This is a genomic window from Acidocella aromatica, assembly GCF_014201825.1.
In the GTDB taxonomy this organism is placed as follows: Bacteria; Pseudomonadota; Alphaproteobacteria; order Acetobacterales; family Acetobacteraceae; genus Acidocella; species Acidocella aromatica.
The window spans coordinates 196,084-210,485 of sequence record NZ_JACHFJ010000003.1; the positions used below are offsets into that span (position 1 = coordinate 196,084).

Sequence of the window (14,402 nt, forward strand, 5' to 3'; positions counted from 1 at the left end):
CCGCATGAGCATGGTGAAGGACACCACGCAGATCGCCTGGAACCGCGAACAACTGCCGCCCGGCGCTGAACAGGACGCGGTTATCAAGGGGATCACCGGGGAGATCGCGGGCAAAGGGTTTGTCGTCGCGAATATCGACAAGGTGGTGAACTGGGCTCGTACGGGCAGCCTCTGGCCGATGACCTTCGGTCTGGCCTGTTGCGCGGTGGAGATGATCCACGCCTACATGCCCCGCTACGACCTCGACCGCTTTGGTATCATTCCCCGCGCCTCGCCCCGCCAGAGCGACGTCATGATCGTCGCCGGCACGCTCACCAACAAGATGGCTCCCGCTCTGCGCAAGGTTTACGACCAGATGCCCGAGCCGCGCTGGGTGATCTCGATGGGCAGCTGCGCCAATGGCGGCGGCTATTACCATTACTCTTATTCCGTGGTCCGCGGCTGCGACAGGATCGTGCCCGTGGACGTGTACGTGCCCGGCTGCCCGCCCACCGCCGAGGCGCTGGTTTACGGAATTATGCAGTTGCAAAAGAAAATCCGCCGGACAGGGACCATTCTCCGTGGCTGACGCAACCAAACAGGACGCGCCGGAGGCTGTGCCCCCGGTCGATATCGTGCTCCAGACCATCGCCTCCCTGCCGGGCGTGCTCAGCGCGCACCGCGAGCGTGACGAGTTGGTCGCCATCGCCTCCAGCCACCCGGCGGCGAGCCTGTTCAAGCTTCTGCGTGACGCGCATGGCTTCGAGCAGGTGATGGATATTTGCGGTGTCGATTACCCGGAGCGCCCGAAGCGCTTCGATGTCGTTTACAACCTGCTCTCCGTGACCCGTAACCTTCGCCTGCGTGTGGTCATGCAAGTTGCCGAGGGCGAGGAGATCAATTCCGTCTCCGACGTTTGGCCGAGTGCCGGCTGGTGGGAGCGCGAGACCTGGGATCTGTTCGGCGTCCGCTTCAACGGTTTGGCCGACCATCGCCGCATCCTCACCGATTACGGGTTCGAGGGGCACCCCCTGCGCAAGGATTTTCCGCTGACCGGGTATGTCGAAGTGCACTACGACACCGAGCGGAAAACTGTTGTGTACGACAAGGTGAAGCTGACGCAGGAATTCCGTAATTTCGATTTCCTCTCTCCCTGGGAAGGCATGACGACCTTGCCGGGCGATGAGAAGGCGCGTGGAGATCGCCGATGAGTGACGCCGCAACCCCGGTCACCCGGACCGTCGAGTTCGACAGCCACACCATCAATTTCGGCCCGCAGCACCCCTCCGCGCATGGTGTGCTCCGTCTGATCCTGGAGATGGATGGCGAGGTCATCGAGCGTGCCGACCCGCATATCGGCTTGCTGCACCGCGGCACCGAGAAGCTGATCGAATATAAGAGCTATCTCCAGGCCCTCCCGTATTTCGACCGTCTGGATTACGTCTCCCCGATGGCTTGCGAGCACGCCTTCGCTTTGGCGACGGAGAAGCTCCTCGGCATCGAGGCGCCGGAGCGCGCGCAGTGGATCCGCGTGATGTTCGCCGAGCTGACGCGCGTGCTGAACCATCTGCTGGCTGTCGCGCATTTTGCGTTGGATTGCGGCGCCATCACCCCCGGCCTGTGGGGCTATGAGGAGCGCGAGGAGCTGCTGACCTTCTACGAGGCGGCCTCAGGTGCGCGTTTCCACTCCAATTATTTCCGTCCCGGTGGCGTCGCCAAGGACATCCCGGAAGGGCTGGCCGAGGAAATCGGCGCCTGGACCGAGCGTTTTCCCAAATTCATCGACGATCTCGAGCGGCTGCTCAATGGCAACCGCATCTGGAAGCAGCGCGTCGTCGATATCGGCGTGATTTCGGCCGAGGATGCGCTGGCCTGGGGCTTCTCTGGCCCGTCGCTGCGCGGTTCCGGTGTGGCGTGGGATCTCCGCCGCGCCCAGCCCTACGACAAATATGCCGAGGTCGAGTTCGACGTGCCCGTCGGCAAGCATGGCGATTGCTATGACCGCTACCTCGTCCGCATGGCCGAGATGCGCGAGAGCGTGAAGATCGTGAAGCAGTGCTTGGCGAAGATGAAGCCCGGCCCGATCAAGGTCCAGGACAACAAGATCGCCCCGCCCAAGCGCGCCGAGATGAAGAAGTCGATGGAAGCGCTGATCCATCACTTCAAGCTCTATACCGAGGGCTATCACGTGCCAGCGGGTACCACCTATACCGCCGTGGAGGCTCCCAAGGGTGAGTTCGGCGTGTATCTGGTGTCCGACGGTACGAACCGTCCCTATCGCTGCAAGATCCGCTCGACCGGGTTCGCGCATCTTCAGGCGACGGAAAAACTGACGAAGGGCCACATGCTGGCTGACATGGTCGCGATCCTCGGGTCGCTGGATATTGTGTTTGGTGAGATCGACCGGTGAATACGCAGCCCGAGCCTCAGACGTTCGCATTCGACGAGATCTCCGAGCCGCTGGTGGCGAAGGCGATCTCCAAATACCCCGCAGGGCGGCAGATGAGCGCGGTGAAGACCCTGCTCGACATCGCCCAGCGCCAGATGGCCCGCACCACCGGCTCCGCTTGGCTGCCGCAGGCGGCTTTGGATGCGGTGGCCAAGCGCCTGGATGCCGCGCCGATGCGCATCTACGAGGTCGCCAGCTTCTACACGATGTTCAACCTCAAGCCGGTCGGTAAGTACCAGCTCCAGGTGTGCACCACCACGCCGTGCTGGCTGCGCGGTTCGGATGACATCGTGAGTGCCTGCAAGAAGGCTAGCGGCATCGAGCATTTCGGCGATACCAGCGCGGACGGGCTGTTCACCCTCACCGAGGTTGAGTGCCTCGGTGCCTGCGTGAACGCGCCGATTCTGCAGGTCAACGACGATTATTACGAGGACATGGACGCGGCGCGCACCGAGGCGCTGATCGGGGATCTTAAGGCCGGCAAGACGCTTCCGCCGGCGGGTTCGCTGGGCGGGCGCAAATCCTCCGCCCCGGCCTCCGGCCAGACGACTCTTCTGCCTGCCTCTGGTTCGGGGGAGTAACCATGCTCAAGGATTCCGATCGCATCTATCAGAACCTCTACGGTCAGCAGGACTGGCGCCTGGCGGGCGCGCTCGCCCGTGGCGACTGGAACGGCACGGCGGACATCATCGCGCGCGGGCGCGATGCTCTGGTCGAGGAGATGAAAGCCTCCGGCATGCGCGGCCGTGGCGGTGCGGGCTTCCCCACCGGCATGAAGTGGTCCTTCATGCCCAAGCAGTCCGATGGCCGCCCGAGCTATGTCGTCATCAATGCCGACGAATCCGAGCCCGGCACCTGCAAGGACCGCGACATCATCCGCAATGAGCCGCACAAGCTCATCGAGGGCGCGCTGATCGCCTCCTTCGCCATGGGCGCGCACAAGGCGTTTATCTATATCCGCGGCGAGTATTACAACGAGGCCCAGCGTCTCCAGTTCGCGATCGATGAGGCCTATCAAGCAGGGCTTCTGGGCAAGAATGCGGCGAATAGCGGGTGGGATTTTGACCTCGTGCTGCAGCGCGGCGCAGGCGCCTATATCTGCGGCGAGGAATCCGCCATGCTGGAAAGCCTCGAAGGCAAGAAGGGCATGCCGCGCATGAAGCCGCCCTTCCCGGCGGCGATGGGCCTGTATGGCTGCCCGACCACGGTGAACAATGTCGAGACCATCGCGGGCGTGGCGACCATCATGCGCCGTGGCGGCGCGTGGTTCGCGGGGCTTGGCCGCCCGAAGAACGCGGGCACCAAGATCTTCTGCATCTCCGGCCATGTGAACAATCCCTGCAATGTCGAGGAAGAACTCGGCGTGCCGCTGAAGGATCTGATCGAGAAACATGCCGGTGGCGTGCGTGGAGGCTGGGACAATCTCCAGGCCATTATTCCGGGCGGCGCCTCCATGCCGATCCTGAACAAGGCGATGGCAGACGTGCAGCTCATGGATTTCGATAGCCTCGCGGCGGTGAAATCCGGCATGGGCTCCGGCGCCATCATCGTCATGGACAAGTCCGTGGACGTGGTGAAGGCGATCTGGCGTCTGTCCAAGTTCTTCAAGCATGAGAGCTGCGGCCAGTGCACCCCGTGCCGCGAGGGCACCGGCTGGATGATGCGCCAGATGGACCGCATCGTGCAGAACAAGGCGACGCTGGCGGACATCCACCTGCTGGAGCAGGTGACGACCCAGGTGGCCGGTCACACGATCTGCGCCTTCGGCGAGGCCTCCTCCTGGCCGATCCAGGGCCTGATGCGCGCTTTCCGCCCCACGGTGGAGGCGCGGGCAACAGATTATCAGCCGCCGCAGACCGTGGCGCAGGCGGCGGAGTAAGCCATGGTAAAACTCACCATCGACGGTATCCAGGTCGAAGTCCCCGCCGGTTCGACCGTGATCCAGGCGGCCGATGCCGCCGGGATCGAGATCCCCCGTTTCTGCTATCACGAGCGCCTGTCCATCGCCGGCAATTGCCGCATGTGCCTCGTCGAGATCGAGAAGATGCCGCCGAAGCCGCAGGCCTCCTGCGGTATGCCGGTGTCCGAGGGCATGGTGGTCCACACCGATAGCGAGATGGTCCGCAAGGGCCGCCGCGGCGTGATGGAGTTCCTGCTCATCAACCACCCGCTGGATTGCCCGATCTGCGACCAGGGCGGCGAGTGCGATTTGCAGGACGAGGCCGTGAGCTACGGGCGCGATTATTCGCGCTACGACGAGCAGAAGCGCGCCGTCTCCAAGCCCGATTGGGGCCCGCTGGTGCGCACCACCATGACGCGCTGCATCCATTGCACGCGCTGTGTGCGCTTCACCACCGAGGTTGCCGGCACCGCCGAGCTGGGCGGCACCTTCCGTGGAGAGAACACGCAGATCGGTACGTTTGTCGAGAAGGCCCTGACCTCCGAGCTGTCGGGCAATATCATCGATCTCTGCCCGGTTGGCGCGCTGACCTCCAAGCCCTACGCCTTCACCGCGCGCCCCTGGGAGCTGCGCAAGACCGACAGCGTGGACGTGCTGGATGCACAAGGCGCCGCCATCCGCGTGGATGCCCGGGGCGCCGAGGTGCTGCGCATCCTACCGCGCCTGAACGACGACGTGAACGAGGAGTGGCTGGGCGACAAGTCCCGCTTCGCCGTGGATGGCCTGAAGCGCCGCCGCCTCGACCGCCCCTGGCTGCGCGAGAACGGCAAGCTCCGCGCCGCGAGCTGGGAGGAGGCGTTCGCCACCATCGCCAACCGCATCAAAGGCACAGCGCCCGAGACGCTGGGCGCGATCGTGGGCGATCTGTGCGATGCCGAGAGCATGCTGGCGCTGAAGGAGTTCTTCACCGCTTTGCGCTCGCCTAATCTGGATTGTCGCCAGGACGGTGCCGCGTTCGACGCCTCCCGCCGCGCCTTCTATCTGTTCAACACCACCATCGCTGGCGTCGAGGAAGCCGATGCGCTGCTGATCATCGGCAGCAATCCGCGCCACGAGGCCCCGGTGCTCAATGCCCGCATCCGCAAGCGCTGGCTGGCTGGCGGCTTCACCGCTGGTTTGGTGGGCGAGGCGGGCGAGCTGACCTATCCGGTCGAGCGCATCGGCGCTGGGCCGGAGGCGCTGAAGGCCCTGGCCGATGGCACGCATCCCTTCGCCGAGGTGCTGAAGGCGGCGAAGAAGCCGATGATCATCCTCGGTGCCGGTGTTCTGGCCCGCCCGGATGGCGCGGCGCTGCAGGCGGCCGCCTGGCGGTTGGCGGCGCAGTACAACGCGCTGCGCGCCGACTGGCACGGCTTCAACGTTCTGCACCACGCCGCCGCCCGCGTCGGCGCGCTGGATCTCGGCTTCCTGCCCGGCAAGGACGGCAAGTCCACAAAGGCCATGCTGAATGGCGGGGTGGACGTGCTCTGGCTGCTCGGCGCCGATGAGCTGGACACCAAGGCGATCGGTAAGGACACCTTCGTGATCTACCAGGGCCATCACGGCGATGCCGGCGCTGCCCGCGCGGATGTGATCCTGCCCGGTGCGGCCTATACCGAGAAGCACGGCACTTACGTGAACACCGAGGGTCGCGTGCAGCAGGGCTTCGCCGCCGTGCTGCCGCCGGGCGACGCCCGCGAGGACTGGACGATCATCCGCGCCATCAGCGCCTATGTTGGCCATGCTCTGCCGTATGATACGCTGGAGCAGCTGCGCGAGCATCTGAAGGCCAGCTATCCGGTGTTTGGTCAGGCCTTCACCCGCCTTGCCGGGAACGATGCCAGCGCCCCCACCGGTAACCCGTCGGCGGTTTCGGCCGAGTCTTTCGCCCCGGTCTTCGCCAATTATTACCAGACCGATGTCATCAGCCGCGCAAGCCCGACAATGGCGGCCTGCGTGGCGGCCCATTACCCCGCTAAAGCGGAGGCCGCGGAATGAGCGCGTTTTTTCACGCCGAGTTTTTTCAAACCGATCTGGGGATCGTGATCCTCACCCTGCTGGAGACGCTGGCTCTGCTGGTGCCCCTGCTGATCGGTGTTGCCTATCTCACCTGGTTCGAGCGCAAGGTGATGGGGGCGATCCAGCTCCGTAAGGGCCCCAACGTGGTCGGCCCCTTCGGTCTGGCCCAGCCCTTCGCCGACGCGATCAAGATGCTGCTCAAGGAGACGATCACGCCTGCGGGGGCGGACAAGCTCCTGTTCACCCTGGCGCCGATGCTCACCTTCGGCCTGGCGCTTATCGCCTGGGCGGTGATCCCGGTGAACAACAACTGGGCCATCGCCAACATCAATGTCGGCATACTGTACCTGTTCGCGATCTCCTCGCTTGGCGTGTATGGCATCATCATCGCGGGTTGGGCCTCTAACTCCAAATACGCCTTCCTCGGCGCGCTCCGCTCCGCGGCGCAGATGGTGTCCTACGAAGTCTCGATGGGCTTCATCATCGTCACCGTGCTGGTCTGCGCGGGCAGCCTGAACCTGAACGACATCGTGCTGGCGCAGCGCCATGTCTGGTACGCCATCCCGCTCTTCCCGCTGTTCATTATCTTCTTTATTTCGGGCCTCGCCGAGACCAACCGCGCGCCGTTCGACCTCGCGGAAGGTGAGTCGGAAATCGTGGCTGGGTTCTTCGTGGAATACAGCGCCATGTCCTTCGCGCTGTTCTTCCTGGGCGAATACGCCAACATGATCCTGATCAGCGGTATGACCACGCTGCTCTTCCTTGGTGGCTGGCTCTCGCCGATCCCCTTCGCGCCGTTCACGCTCATCCCCGGCGTGTTCTGGTTCCTGCTCAAGATCCTCATCTGCCTGTTCGTCTTCGTCTGGGTGCGCGCCACGCTGCCGCGCCTGCGCTACGACCAGCTGATGGCCCTTGGCTGGAAAGTGTTTCTGCCGATCACGCTGGTCTACCTCGTCGCGGTGGCCGGAGTGCTGGAGTATTTCGGATGGTTGCCCAATGCTTGAGGTAGTGAAATGAACCGTCTCGGCCGAATGGCATGGGGCCTTGTGCTCTCGGAGATCGTCAGCGGTCTCGCCCTGACCTTGGGGCACGTGTTTAAACCCAAGGCCACGCTGAATTATCCGTTCGAGAAGAACCGGATCAGCCCGCGCTTTAAGGGTGAGCACGCGCTGCGCCGCTACCCGAATGGCGAGGAACGCTGCATCGCGTGCAAGCTGTGCGAGGCCGTGTGCCCCGCCCAGGCGATCACCATCGAGGCTGAACCGCGTGAGGACGGCTCGCGCCGCACCACGCGCTACGATATCGACATGACCAAGTGCATCTATTGCGGTCTGTGCGAGGAAGCCTGCCCGGTGGACGCCATCGTCGAGGGGCCGAACTTCGAGTTCGCCACCGAAACGCGCGAGGAGTTGCTCTACAACAAGGCCAAGCTGCTGGATAACGGTGACCGCTGGGAAGCGGAAATCGCCAAGCGGCTCGAACTCGACGCCCCCTACCGGTGATCCAGTCATGATCGTGAACCTCGCGTTTTACCTTTTCTCCCTCATCCTGCTGGCTTCGGCGGTGATGGTGGTGACCGCCCGCAACCCCGTGCATGCGGTGCTGTTCCTGATCCTGGCCTTCGTCAACGCCGCGGTGCTGTTCCTGCTTGCGGGGGCGGAGTTCCTGGCCTTCATCCTGGCCATTGTTTATGTCGGCGCCGTCGCGGTGCTGTTCCTCTTCGTGGTGATGATGCTCGATGTGGACTTCGCCGCGCTGAAGGAAGGCTTCCAGCGTTACGCCCCAGTGGGCGCGTTGGTCGGTCTGGTGCTGTTCGGCGAGCTGTTCCTGGTTGTTTCCGGCTGGAACGTGCTGGCAGGCGCTACCGCCGCCCGGCTGTATCCCACGCCGGATAACTTGACCAACGCCGCCGCTCTGGGCAGCCTGATCTACACGGCCTATCTGCCGCTGTTCCAGCTCTCCGGCATCGTGCTGCTGGTGGCCATGATTGGCGCCATCGTGCTCACCCACCGCGACCGCAAGCGCGCCCTGCGCCAGAACCTTGCCATGCAGCACGCCCGCAAGCCGCAAGACACGCTGGTGCTGACGCGCCCCGCGCTCGGCGCCGGTGCGCCGCTGCCCGCGCAAGAGAAGGAGACACTCTGACATGCCGGTGCCCTTGTCGCACTTTCTCGTGGTTGCCGCGCTGCTGCTGGTTATCGGCGTGTTCGGCATCTTCATGAACCGCAAGAACATCATCGTTATCATGATGTCGATCGAGCTGGTTCTGCTGGCGGCCAACATCAACTTCGTCGCCTTCTCTGGCGCGCTGCACGACATGGTGGGCCAGGTCTTCACCATGTTCGTTCTCACGGTCGCGGCGGCGGAATCCGCCATCGGCCTCGCCATTCTCGTCATCTACTTCCGTAATCGCGGCTCGATCGAGGTCGAGGACGTGACCACGATGAGGGGTTGATATGTACACGCAGATCGCCATTTTCGCCCCGCTCGTCGGCTCGCTCATCGCGGGCGTGGCTCGCCCCTTCATTGGTCGCCATGCTGCCATCGGTGGCAGCATCGCCTTCATGCTGGTCTGCGCCGTTGCCGGCGTGCTGGCCCAGCTGGGCGGCGTGCAGGCGCCCCTGCACCTTGCCGACTGGATCTCCGTTGGCGGTTTCAACCCCGACTGGGCGATCCGCCAGGACGAGCTGAGCCTCGCCATGGTGGCGATGGTCAGCGTCATCTCCATGCTGATCCATGTCTACAGCATCGGCTACATGGCGCATGACGAGAACGCCCCGCGCTTCTTCGCCTATATGTCGCTGTTTACCTTCGCCATGCTGATGCTGGTGACGGCGAACAACTTGCTCCAGCTCTTCTTCGGCTGGGAGGGCGTGGGCCTCGTCTCCTATTTGCTGATCAATTACTGGTACGACCGCGACGCGGCCAACGCCGCGGCGATCAAGGCCTTCATCGTCAACCGCGTGGGCGATCTCGCCTTCGCCGCCGGCATCGCGCTGATCTACGTGGTTTTCGGCACCATTTCCTTCGACGGCATCTTCGCAGCAGTCTCCGCCCATGCGGGGCAGGGCTACACGCTGTTCGGCACCACTTTCCCGGTGCTGGAAGTCATCGCCGTGCTGCTATTCATCGGCGCGATGGGCAAGTCCGCCCAGCTGCTGCTGCACACTTGGCTGCCGGACGCGATGGAAGGCCCGACGCCGATCTCCGCGCTCATCCACGCCGCCACCATGGTCGCGGCCGGTGTGTTCATGATTGTGCGCATGTCCCCGCTGATGGACGCCGCCCCCGGCACGCTGGAGCTGATCACCGTTGTCGGCGCCACCACGGCGTTCTTCGCGGGCACCGTAGGCTGCGTGCAGAACGACATCAAGCGCATCATCGCCTACTCCACCTGCTCGCAGCTCGGCTACATGTTCCTGGCCGTGGGCCTGGGCGCTTATCCGGTGGCGATGTTCCACCTGATCGACCACGCCTTCTTCAAGGCGCTGCTGTTCTTGTCCGCCGGTTCGGTCATTCACGCGATGTCCGACGAGCAGGATATCCGCCTGATGGGGGGCATTGCCCGCAAGCTGCCGGTTACTTGGCTGATGATGCTCATCGGCTCGCTGGCGCTGGCCGGTATCCCGCCTTTCGCCGGGTACTACTCGAAGGACGCGATCCTGAGCGCCGCCTTCGCCGCCCATACGCCGATCGCGATGTATGGCTGGTATCTGGGCGTGTTCACCGCGGGCCTCACCGCCTTCTACATCGCCCGCTTGTTCCTGCTGACCTTCCACGGCACATCCCGCGCGCCCAAGCATGTGCAGGAGCATGTGCATGAGAGCCCGCTGGTGATGCTGGTGCCGCTGATCGGCCTGTCGGCCGGTGCGGTGGGGGCTGGTTACCTGCTGAAGAACGACTTCATCGGCGGCAATTACATCCACTTCTGGGGTTCAAGCATCGACGTCACGGCGAACTCCCCAATGGGCATGCTCGAGAGCATCCCCAGCTGGGCCGCCACCGCGCCGCTTGTCATCGGCATCGTCGGCTTCGCGGTCGCCTTCCTGTTCTACATGGTGGCCCCCGCCATTCCCGCCGCGCTGGCGCAGAATTTCGGCTGGCTGTACCGCTTCCTGCTGAACAAATGGTATTTCGACGAGCTGTATGACTGGCTCTTCGTCCGCCCGGCTTTGCGCTTGGCCAAGTTCGCCTGGCGCTTCGGCGACGAGCAGGTGATCGACGGCGTGCCCAACGGCCTCGCCGCCCTCACTTCCGACGCCTCGACACAGACGGTCAAGCTGCAAACCGGTTCGATCGCCCTGTATGCCTTTGTCATGCTGATTGGCCTGCTTGGCTTCCTCAGCCTCTTTCTGTGGGTCCGGTAAACCATGAACGTCGCAGGTTTTCCCATCCTTTCGGTCATCACTTATCTCCCCCTGCTGGGCGTGGCGTATCTCGCCTTGCTCCGGGGCGATGAGGTGGCCGTTGCAAGGCAGGCGCGCCATGCGGCGCTGGCCATCTCGCTGCTCACGCTCGCTCTGGGCGTCGATCTCTGGACGAAGTTCGACCCCACCCAGGCGGGCTACCAGTTCGTCGAGAGCGTGGCTTGGTTCCCAGGCCTCAACATCAAGTACAGCTTGGGCGTGGACGGCATCAGCCTGTTCCTTGTCCTGCTGACGTTGGCGCTCACGCCGATCGCCATTCTGGCCAGCGCCTCCATTACCAAGCGCGCGCGCTCCTTCTTCGCGGCCCTGCTGCTGCTGGAGACGATGACGACCGGCATGTTCGCGGCGACGGACTTCCTGCTGTTCTACGTCTTCTTCGAGGCCGTGCTGCTGCCGATGTACCTGATCATCGGCGTCTGGGGCGGTGAGAAGCGCATCTACGCGGCGGTGAAGTTCTTCCTCTTCACCTTGGCGGGCTCGCTGTTCATGCTGCTGGCCCTGGTCTGGCTGTGGCACGATGCCGGCACCACCGATATCGTCACCCTGCTGCACACCGCCATTCCGGCCCAGGCGCAGATCTGGATCTTTGCCGCCTTCCTCGCCTCCTTCGGCGTGAAGGCCGCGGTGTGGCCGCTGCATACTTGGCTACCGGATGCTTACGGCGAAGCTCCGATCCCCGGCACCATCATGCTGGCCGCCGTGCTCTCCAAGATGGGCGCTTATGGCTTCCTGCGCTTCGCGGTGCCGATGCTCCCCTCCGCCAGCGCCGCCGCAGCACCGCTGATGTTCGCCCTGGGCGTGGTCGCGGTCATCTACATCTCGCTGGTCGCCCTGGCGCAGACCGACATGAAGCGGCTGATCGCCTACTCCTCCGTCGCGCATATGGGCGTCATCATCATCGGCATCTTCACCTTCACGGTCGAAGGCATCGAAGGCGCGCTGTTCCAGATGCTCTCGCATGGTGTGGTCATCGCGGGCCTGTTCGTCTGCGCCGGTGTGATCCTCTCCCGTGGCGAGGGGCTGGCCCTCTCGCGCCTGGGCGGTCTGGCCGCGCGCATGCCGGCCTATGCCGCGCTGCTGATGCTCTTCACCCTGGCCAATATGGGCCTGCCCGGCACCTCCGGCTTCATCGGCGAGATTTTGGTCATCGTCGGCGCCATGAAGGTGAATTTCTGGGTCTCGGTGCTGGGGGCCGCCGGCATGGTTCTGGGCTGCGCCTATATGCTGGTGATGGTACGCGCCGTGCTGTTCGACAAGTTCAGCCACCCCGGGCTCGCCCATATCGCCGACCTGAAGCTGGGTGAATACGCCATGCTGCTGCCCCTGGCCGCGCTGGTGCTGTGGCTGGGCGTGTACCCCACCAGCTTCACCCATATGTTCGACGCCTCGGTGGCCTCGCTCGTGCAGGCGCATACCGCGGCCCTTTCCCCCCACTCGGCCCTGGCCATGGTGACGCAGAAATGACCTCCTTGCTCCCCGTTCTTCCCGCCCTGCTTCTAGGCGTTGGCGGCATGGCGCTGCTGCTCATCGGCGTGCTGGCCAAGCGTGAATGCGCGACGTTCAGCACGGCGGGGTCCATCGTCCTGCTGCTCGCGGCCGCCTGGGCGTCCTGCTCCGCGCCGGATGCGTTGCTCTTTGGCGGGTTGCTGAAGACCACTTTGTTCACCCGCTTTGCCGACGGTATCGTTTACGTCTCCGCCGCCGCCGCGCTGGTGCTGGCCTTCGACTATAACAGCAAAGAGGGCATTGCCCGTTTCGAATACCCGATCCTGGTGCTCTTCGCGGTGCTCGGCATGGTGGTGATGATCTCCGCCAACGACCTGATGACGCTCTATGTCGGGTTCGAGCTGCAATCCCTGGCGCTCTACATTGCCGCGGCCCTGGCGCGCGACTCGCTGCGCTCCACCGAGGCTGGCCTGAAATACTTCGTGCTCGGAGCGCTGGCCTCCGGCCTGCTGGTCTATGGCATCTCGCTGGTTTACGGCTTCACCGGTACCACCAACTTCACCGCTCTGGCCGCGTTGCTCACCGGCACTGCTGGTGCGGGCACCGTGATCGGCTTGGTGTTCGTGCTGGTCGGTTTGGCGTTCAAGATCTCCGCCGCGCCGTTCCATATGTGGACGCCGGATGTGTACGAGGGCGCGCCGACTTCCGTCACCGCGCTCTTTGGCACCGCGCCTAAGGCCGCGGCCATGGCGCTGTTCCTCTCGGTGATGACCGGTCCGTTCGGCCACCTGCTGCCGCAATGGCAGGCGATCATCGAGATCCTCGCCGTCATTTCCATGGCGCTGGGCGGTCTCGCCGCCATCTCGCAGACCAACATCAAGCGCCTGATGGCCTACTCCTCCATCGGCCATATGGGCTACGCGCTCATGGGCCTCGCCGCGGGCACCGAGGCGGGCATCCAGGCTACGCTGGTCTATATCGCCATCTATGTGGTGATGTCCTTCGGTGCCTTCGCCTGCATCATCGCCATGCGCCGTCAGGGCCAGGCGGTGGAGAAGATCTCCGACCTCGCGGGACTCGCCGGGCAGCGTCCTGGCTTCGCCTTCGCGCTCGCCGTGTTCATGTGGGCCATGGCGGGCATCCCACCGCTTTCGGGCTTTTTCGGTAAGCTGTACGTGTTTGCCGCCGCCTTCAATGCGGGGCTCACTACGCTGGCCATCATCGGTATCGTCACCAGTGTGATCAACGCCTTCTACTATCTGCGCGTGATCAAGGTGATGTATTTTGATGCCGGTGCGCCGAATTTCGACCCCTCCGCCAAGGGTGTGAACTTCATCATGGCGCTCGGCGCCGCGGTGACCGCGCTGTTCGTCTTCCTCCCGGCGCCGCTGCTCAGCGCGGCTGATGCCGCGGCAAAGGCTCTGATGGGTTGATCCCCTGGCGGCTTGAGGTTTTTGACGAACTAGGCTCCACCGCCGATGCCTGCGCCGAACGGGCGCGGGCAGGGGAGCCTGAGGGGCTGGCAATCCTGGCCCTGAAACAGACTGCCGGACGCGGCTCGCGAGGCCGCTCCTGGCAGGCGCCCGAGGGCAATCTCAATCTTTCCGTGCTGCTGCGTCCCGCCCGGCCTCTGGCCGAGGCTGGGATGTTCGCCCTGCTCACCGGCATCGCCGTGGCCGAGGCGCTGGAGCAGTTCTTCGCGCCCCCCACCAGCCTGAAATGGCCTAATGATGTGCTGATCGGCGATGCCAAGCTTGCTGGTATCCTGATCGACGCCGCCCCCGCCGCCAACCGGATGGATTGGCTGGCGATTGGCATTGGGATGAATCTACGTACAGCACCCGAGATCGCCGGGCGACGCACCACCTCGCTCGCCGCGCACGGCGTAAGCTTGACGGCACAGCAAATGGCGGAAGGGTTACTGGCCCGCCTTGGTGCGTGGCAGGAAGCTCCCGCCGCCGATATCCGCGCCGCTTGGCTGGCGCGCGCCCACCCCGTCGGCACCCCCATGCGCATCCAATCCGGTGGGCAACTTCTGGAAGGCACGTTCGCCGGACTCTCCCCTGCCGGTGAATTGCTGTTGTGCAGCAAAAATCGTATCGACACCGTCAACACAGGCGAAGTCCTGCTCGGGCAGGCATAA

The 14,402-nt window shown here is 64.2% G+C and carries 14 protein-coding genes; all 14 read left to right on the plus strand.

Features of this window, described 5'->3' with window-relative positions; translation table 11 throughout:
- Window positions 1–10: 10 nt before the first annotated feature.
- Genes HNP71_RS05585 through HNP71_RS05650 form a run of 14 tightly spaced genes read left to right on the plus strand, consistent with a single transcriptional unit; the run spans window position 11 to window position 14,402 of the window.
- The gene (locus HNP71_RS05585; protein WP_183266018.1) at window positions 11–568 is read left to right on the plus strand and encodes a NuoB/complex I 20 kDa subunit family protein; all 558 of its coding nucleotides are present in this window, start codon (window positions 11–13) and stop codon (window positions 566–568) included.
- Window positions 561–1,190: an NADH-quinone oxidoreductase subunit C gene (locus HNP71_RS05590; protein ID WP_408840647.1), complete on the plus strand. Its 630-nt coding sequence runs from the start codon at window positions 561–563 to the stop codon at window positions 1,188–1,190. The genes HNP71_RS05585 and HNP71_RS05590 overlap by 8 nt, the downstream gene beginning before the upstream one ends.
- Complete coding sequence (locus tag HNP71_RS05595; protein WP_183265897.1) at window positions 1,187–2,389, plus strand: NADH-quinone oxidoreductase subunit D; 1,203 nt, start codon at window positions 1,187–1,189, stop codon at window positions 2,387–2,389. The genes HNP71_RS05590 and HNP71_RS05595 overlap by 4 nt, the downstream gene beginning before the upstream one ends.
- Complete coding sequence (locus HNP71_RS05600) at window positions 2,386–3,009, plus strand: complex I 24 kDa subunit family protein (protein ID WP_343062218.1); 624 nt, start codon at window positions 2,386–2,388, stop codon at window positions 3,007–3,009. Before HNP71_RS05595 ends, HNP71_RS05600 begins: the two co-directional genes overlap by 4 nt.
- A 2-nt stretch (window positions 3,010–3,011) precedes the next feature.
- Window positions 3,012–4,307 carry an NADH-quinone oxidoreductase subunit NuoF gene (gene nuoF, locus HNP71_RS05605; RefSeq protein ID WP_183265898.1) on the plus strand — a complete coding sequence of 432 codons (1,296 nt, stop codon included), beginning with the start codon at window positions 3,012–3,014 and terminating at the stop codon, window positions 4,305–4,307.
- A gap of 3 nt (window positions 4,308–4,310) precedes the next feature.
- Window positions 4,311–6,365 (plus strand): NADH-quinone oxidoreductase subunit NuoG, encoded by a 2,055-nt coding sequence (nuoG, locus tag HNP71_RS05610; protein WP_183265899.1) that lies wholly within the window; start codon window positions 4,311–4,313, stop codon window positions 6,363–6,365.
- On the plus strand, window positions 6,362–7,390 hold the full coding sequence (nuoH, locus tag HNP71_RS05615) for an NADH-quinone oxidoreductase subunit NuoH (RefSeq protein WP_183265900.1): 1,029 nt from the start codon (window positions 6,362–6,364) through the stop codon (window positions 7,388–7,390). Before nuoG ends, nuoH begins: the two co-directional genes overlap by 4 nt.
- Window positions 7,391–7,399: 9 nt before the next feature.
- Complete coding sequence (nuoI, locus tag HNP71_RS05620) at window positions 7,400–7,888, plus strand: NADH-quinone oxidoreductase subunit NuoI (protein ID WP_183265901.1); 489 nt, start codon at window positions 7,400–7,402, stop codon at window positions 7,886–7,888.
- Between the two features lie 7 nt (window positions 7,889–7,895).
- Window positions 7,896–8,531, plus strand: coding sequence for an NADH-quinone oxidoreductase subunit J (locus tag HNP71_RS05625; protein WP_183265902.1), 636 nt, complete (start codon window positions 7,896–7,898; stop codon window positions 8,529–8,531).
- A gap of 1 nt (window position 8,532) precedes the next feature.
- On the plus strand, window positions 8,533–8,841 hold the full coding sequence (nuoK, locus tag HNP71_RS05630; protein ID WP_183265903.1) for an NADH-quinone oxidoreductase subunit NuoK: 309 nt from the start codon (window positions 8,533–8,535) through the stop codon (window positions 8,839–8,841).
- A gap of 1 nt (window position 8,842) precedes the next feature.
- Window positions 8,843–10,753 carry an NADH-quinone oxidoreductase subunit L gene (gene nuoL, locus HNP71_RS05635; protein ID WP_183265904.1) on the plus strand — a complete coding sequence of 637 codons (1,911 nt, stop codon included), beginning with the start codon at window positions 8,843–8,845 and terminating at the stop codon, window positions 10,751–10,753.
- A 3-nt stretch (window positions 10,754–10,756) separates the two neighbouring features.
- The gene (locus HNP71_RS05640) at window positions 10,757–12,277 is read left to right on the plus strand and encodes an NADH-quinone oxidoreductase subunit M (RefSeq protein WP_183265905.1); all 1,521 of its coding nucleotides are present in this window, start codon (window positions 10,757–10,759) and stop codon (window positions 12,275–12,277) included.
- Window positions 12,274–13,692, plus strand: a complete 1,419-nt coding sequence (gene nuoN / locus HNP71_RS05645; RefSeq protein ID WP_183265906.1) for an NADH-quinone oxidoreductase subunit NuoN — start codon at window positions 12,274–12,276, stop codon at window positions 13,690–13,692. The genes HNP71_RS05640 and nuoN overlap by 4 nt, the downstream gene beginning before the upstream one ends.
- Window positions 13,689–14,402, plus strand: a complete 714-nt coding sequence (locus HNP71_RS05650) for a biotin--[acetyl-CoA-carboxylase] ligase (RefSeq protein ID WP_183265907.1) — start codon at window positions 13,689–13,691, stop codon at window positions 14,400–14,402. The genes nuoN and HNP71_RS05650 overlap by 4 nt, the downstream gene beginning before the upstream one ends.

Coding starts and splice junctions, on each gene's coding strand:
- HNP71_RS05585 (WP_183266018.1), top strand. CDS start 11: ATGGTGAAGGACACCACGCAGATCGCCTGGAACCGCGAACAACTGCCG.
- HNP71_RS05595 (WP_183265897.1), top strand. CDS start 1,187: ATGAGTGACGCCGCAACCCCGGTCACCCGGACCGTCGAGTTCGACAGC.
- nuoF (WP_183265898.1), top strand. CDS start 3,012: ATGCTCAAGGATTCCGATCGCATCTATCAGAACCTCTACGGTCAGCAG.
- nuoG (WP_183265899.1), top strand. CDS start 4,311: ATGGTAAAACTCACCATCGACGGTATCCAGGTCGAAGTCCCCGCCGGT.
- nuoH (WP_183265900.1), top strand. CDS start 6,362: ATGAGCGCGTTTTTTCACGCCGAGTTTTTTCAAACCGATCTGGGGATC.
- nuoI (WP_183265901.1), top strand. CDS start 7,400: ATGAACCGTCTCGGCCGAATGGCATGGGGCCTTGTGCTCTCGGAGATC.
- HNP71_RS05625 (WP_183265902.1), top strand. CDS start 7,896: ATGATCGTGAACCTCGCGTTTTACCTTTTCTCCCTCATCCTGCTGGCT.
- nuoK (WP_183265903.1), top strand. CDS start 8,533: ATGCCGGTGCCCTTGTCGCACTTTCTCGTGGTTGCCGCGCTGCTGCTG.
- nuoL (WP_183265904.1), top strand. CDS start 8,843: ATGTACACGCAGATCGCCATTTTCGCCCCGCTCGTCGGCTCGCTCATC.
- HNP71_RS05640 (WP_183265905.1), top strand. CDS start 10,757: ATGAACGTCGCAGGTTTTCCCATCCTTTCGGTCATCACTTATCTCCCC.
- nuoN (WP_183265906.1), top strand. CDS start 12,274: ATGACCTCCTTGCTCCCCGTTCTTCCCGCCCTGCTTCTAGGCGTTGGC.